Genomic DNA, 3461 nt, shown 5'->3' with positions numbered 1-3461 from the left:
TCGCTGGGCGGCAGCGACCGCAGCTTCCGCGCCGCCCGTCAGACCGACGAGGGATGGGTTCTGGCCGACACCTTCGTGCGCTTCTCGCCCTACGGCGGGGGTGTTGTGGTGGTGGTCATCTCGAAGGAGCAGAACGCCGCCGCCGGATACTACCAGGGCTACGGCATCGCGCAGCGCCTGCAGTTCGCTCAGGCACAGGCGGCCCCCGTGGCCAGTCAGGGCAGTGGCCTCGCCGCCGCCCTCAGCGGCAAGCACCTGCTCTACCTGTACACGGGCAACGGGTACAGCGAGCGCAAGGATCTCTATCTCTATCGCAACGGTCAGTTCGTGTACCGCGCCGACGCGTCGAGCCTGTCGATGAACGGCTCAGGCGCCGTGGCGGGCGGCTCTGACGGGCAGTGGACCGTGTCGGGCGACGGGCAGCTGGTGCTGCAGTTCAACAGCGGGAGCGTGTCACGCTTCACCGTCACGCCGGGCAACGCGGGCAACGAGATCAAGCTCAACGGGATGCGCGTGTTCGTGCTCAGCGAGTAGGGCGGTCTCGACACGACGGGCGTGCGTGTCGTCGGCACGGATGCTAGTGGGCGATCTTTTCGGTCCATCGCGCGATGGACTGTCTGCACGTCTTGAGGTAGTCCTTGACGCGGGCCACGGTCACGCCGCCCTCGAGGTCGAGATCGAGCTCGAGGCACGGGTCGCCGTCTGCGTCGAGAAAAGCGGTCGAGAAGCGCATCTCACGGTTCCAGGCATTGATCTTCTCGAGGCTCGGCTTCAGATCGCTGTAGCTGACCCAGCACGACACCGATGTCTTCCCCACGTAGAGAAGAACGCTCACCCCATCGATCTTCCAGAGCACGTTCTTTCTCTCGGTGAGAGAGAAGGTGTAGCCTTCTGATCGCAGGACCGATTGCAGCTGCTCGAGCGAGAGCTTCGAAACAACGGTCGTGTCGCCCAGCGGCACGCTCTCGCCGATGGTGCCCGAGGGTTCGGCGTGCGCGGCCCCAGCGGAGAGCGGCGTCAACGCGGCAATGACGGCGAGGATGGAGAGAAGGCGGCGGATGCGTGCGGGCATGGGCGATGCTCCTGTCCTGGTGGGGGCTGGTGGGGGGCGTCGTGCCCTCAGCGAGGTGAACCCTCGAATTCGATTCGAGGACAACGGTGGTTCGGCCTCTCTCACGCCATGCTTCATTTTACGCGAGCGATGTGAAGATCGCATCTCAACCCCGAGATCGGGCGGCTCACCGAGACCCTGGCCACGAGCGTGCGCCCGGCTGATAGACTCACGCCCAGGCACATCGCCCACGTGAGGGTCTACGCCATGCACGCCATCTCCTCATCGATCTCCAGCACCGCGCGTGCCGTTGGGAACACGCGCTCCCCCGTCTCGCAAGAACGGACGGGAACGTCGCTCCATGTCGGGCCGCTCGACGTGCAGGTCGCCTGCCAGGGCGATGCCGTCCCGGCGCCCCTGGGATATCTGCTGCCCCCCGGGGCGGTCGCCGTGCGCCACCCCCTGGGCGATGCAAGGGCATTCCGACACGGCTGGCAGTCGTGGAGCCACAGCCACTGGTTCACCCCAGGCGAGACCCCGGCGTATACCCTGTATCCTCGCAGTCACCTCATCGAGCAGGAAGGGGTGGCCGGTGATCCCGACCTGTCGACGCGCAGCGCGGGTCTCAGCATGGTGGAAGCGCCGGAGGGGCAATGCCTGCTGCTGGGGTCACTCGGACTGGGGGCTTCTGTGGCCATGCGCGCCGGCGCGCTCGAGGGAACGCAAGAGGGTGCGCCGGCTCCCTGGTATGTGGCCTGCGGTCCTGAGCGCGAGGTGCTCACCCAGTACACCACGCTGCTGGCCGAGCGCCTCGCTGCCGATGGTCGCGCGGCCCGTCCCGAGAAGCGCATCGCCAGCATGTGGAGCAGCTGGTACAGTCACTACGACAAGATCACCGAGCCCACGCTGCGTCGCGATCTCGCTGATCTCGATGGCCTCGGCTTCGAGGTGTTCCAGGTCGACGACGGGTGGCAAGGCAAGGTGGGCGACTGGGATGTGAACCCCGCGCGGTTCCCCTCCGGCATGGCCGCTCTCGCGGCTGAGATTCGCGCTTCCGGGCGGCGTCCCGGTCTCTGGATCGCCCCCTTCATTGCCAGCGAGCACTCCCGCGTCTTCCGCGCGCACCCGGACTGGTTCGTGCGTGACGAGCAGGATCGTCCCAAGCGCATCCGCCAGCACTGGGGAGGGGGGTACTACGGCCTCGATCTCACCCGACCCGAGGCGCGCGATCACGTGCGCAAGGTCATCGCCACGGTGAAGGGATGGGGCTTCGATGTGCTCAAGTGCGATTTTCTCTTTGCCGCCGCCATCGAGGGGAAGCGACACGATTCACGCCTGTCGCGTGAAGAGGTGTATCGCGAGGGCGCGCGTCTCATCCGGGAAGAGGCCGGCGACGACACCTACCTGCTCGCCTGCGGCGCGCCGGTGCACGCCAGCATCGGCATCTTCGACGGCATCCGGACCAGCATGGACACGGGGCCCGTGTGGCGAATTCCCGCGCCCCGCAATGTGGTCTCGGCCTGGCCCAGCGCATCGGAAGCGCTGAAGAACAGCGTGTTGCGACTCTGGCTCGATCCGCTCATCCAGCTCGATCCGGACGTGTCGTACATCGGTTCGAGCACCCCCATCATCTCGGTCGATCACAAGCGCGCAAGCCGAGCCCTCGGTGCCGTGTGCGGTCTCAAGGAGACCTCTGATCTCGTGGGTCGGCTCACGCCTCTCCAGCGGGAAGACCTGAAGGCGTGGGTCTCTCGCCGCGACACGGTGCGTTGCCTTGATCGCTATCGCTATGAGGTCAACGGTGAGACGGTCGACTTCGAGCCGTACTTCAAGGAATCGCCCTATGTGCCGTGGTGAGCGGGGCGCCGTCTGCCTCAGATCAGGGTGATGGCCGTGGGCATGGGGCGCTCGGCGCCCGCCGACAGGGACGTCACGATGCGGTCACCCACCACCATCTCGGTGGATCCGCCGCCGTCGAGCATCATCGCGTCGCGGGCACCCAGGCTCATGAAGAAGTCTGCCGTCTCCTGCGGCGTCCATCCGGGTTCATCGCACGACACCATCCAGAACGTGGCGCCGTCGGCCGCGTAGCCGATGGCGCTGCGATTGCGGCGGGCCAGCACATCCGGCTGGAACTGCTCGTCATTGACGCCCGCCCCCACCGAGGCCTTTCGCCCATCAGACACGAGACGCCCGCCGCCGCCGATGATGTAGCGATACGAGGAGAACTGCGCGGGCGGGATTCGGTAGAGAGGATTGCCCTCGCGATCGGTGCCGAAGCGCTCGGTCTCGTGCATCTCGTGGGTGCCGTCTGGCGTGACGGCCCAGTAGGTGCGCATCTTGCCCAGGGTGCAGGGCCGAGACGCCGACGCGGTCTTCACGTCGCCATAGATGACGCGGCCGGGACGCG

4 protein-coding genes are annotated in these 3461 nt (G+C 66.7%); 2 read left to right on the top strand and 2 right to left on the bottom strand.

Translation table 11 applies throughout. The features are described from left to right. The coding region (locus EB084_21945; protein ID NDD30928.1) for a hypothetical protein at window positions 1-534 on the top strand (534 nt) is incomplete at its 5' end. A 43-nt stretch (window positions 535-577) separates the two neighbouring features. Here the strand turns inward: EB084_21945 and EB084_21940 are convergent. After that, window positions 578-1072: a YbjN domain-containing protein gene (locus tag EB084_21940; GenBank protein NDD30927.1), complete on the bottom strand. Its 495-nt coding sequence runs from the start codon at window positions 1070-1072 to the stop codon at window positions 578-580. Window positions 1073-1318: 246 nt separating this feature from the next. Between EB084_21940 and EB084_21935 the strand changes: the two genes are divergently transcribed. Continuing rightward, window positions 1319-2908 (top strand): alpha-galactosidase, encoded by a 1590-nt coding sequence (locus EB084_21935; GenBank protein ID NDD30926.1) that lies wholly within the window; start codon window positions 1319-1321, stop codon window positions 2906-2908. A 17-nt stretch (window positions 2909-2925) separates the two neighbouring features. On the opposite strand, the gene EB084_21930 is transcribed toward EB084_21935, so the two are convergent. Then, a partial coding sequence (locus EB084_21930; protein NDD30925.1) for a phosphodiester glycosidase family protein occupies window positions 2926-3461 on the bottom strand: 536 nt, incomplete at its 5' end.

The sequence above is a fragment of the Pseudomonadota bacterium genome, from assembly GCA_010028905.1.
Classification (GTDB): domain Bacteria; phylum Vulcanimicrobiota; class Xenobia; order RGZZ01; family RGZZ01; genus RGZZ01.
This window is presented reverse-complemented; position numbering and strand designations above follow the sequence as displayed.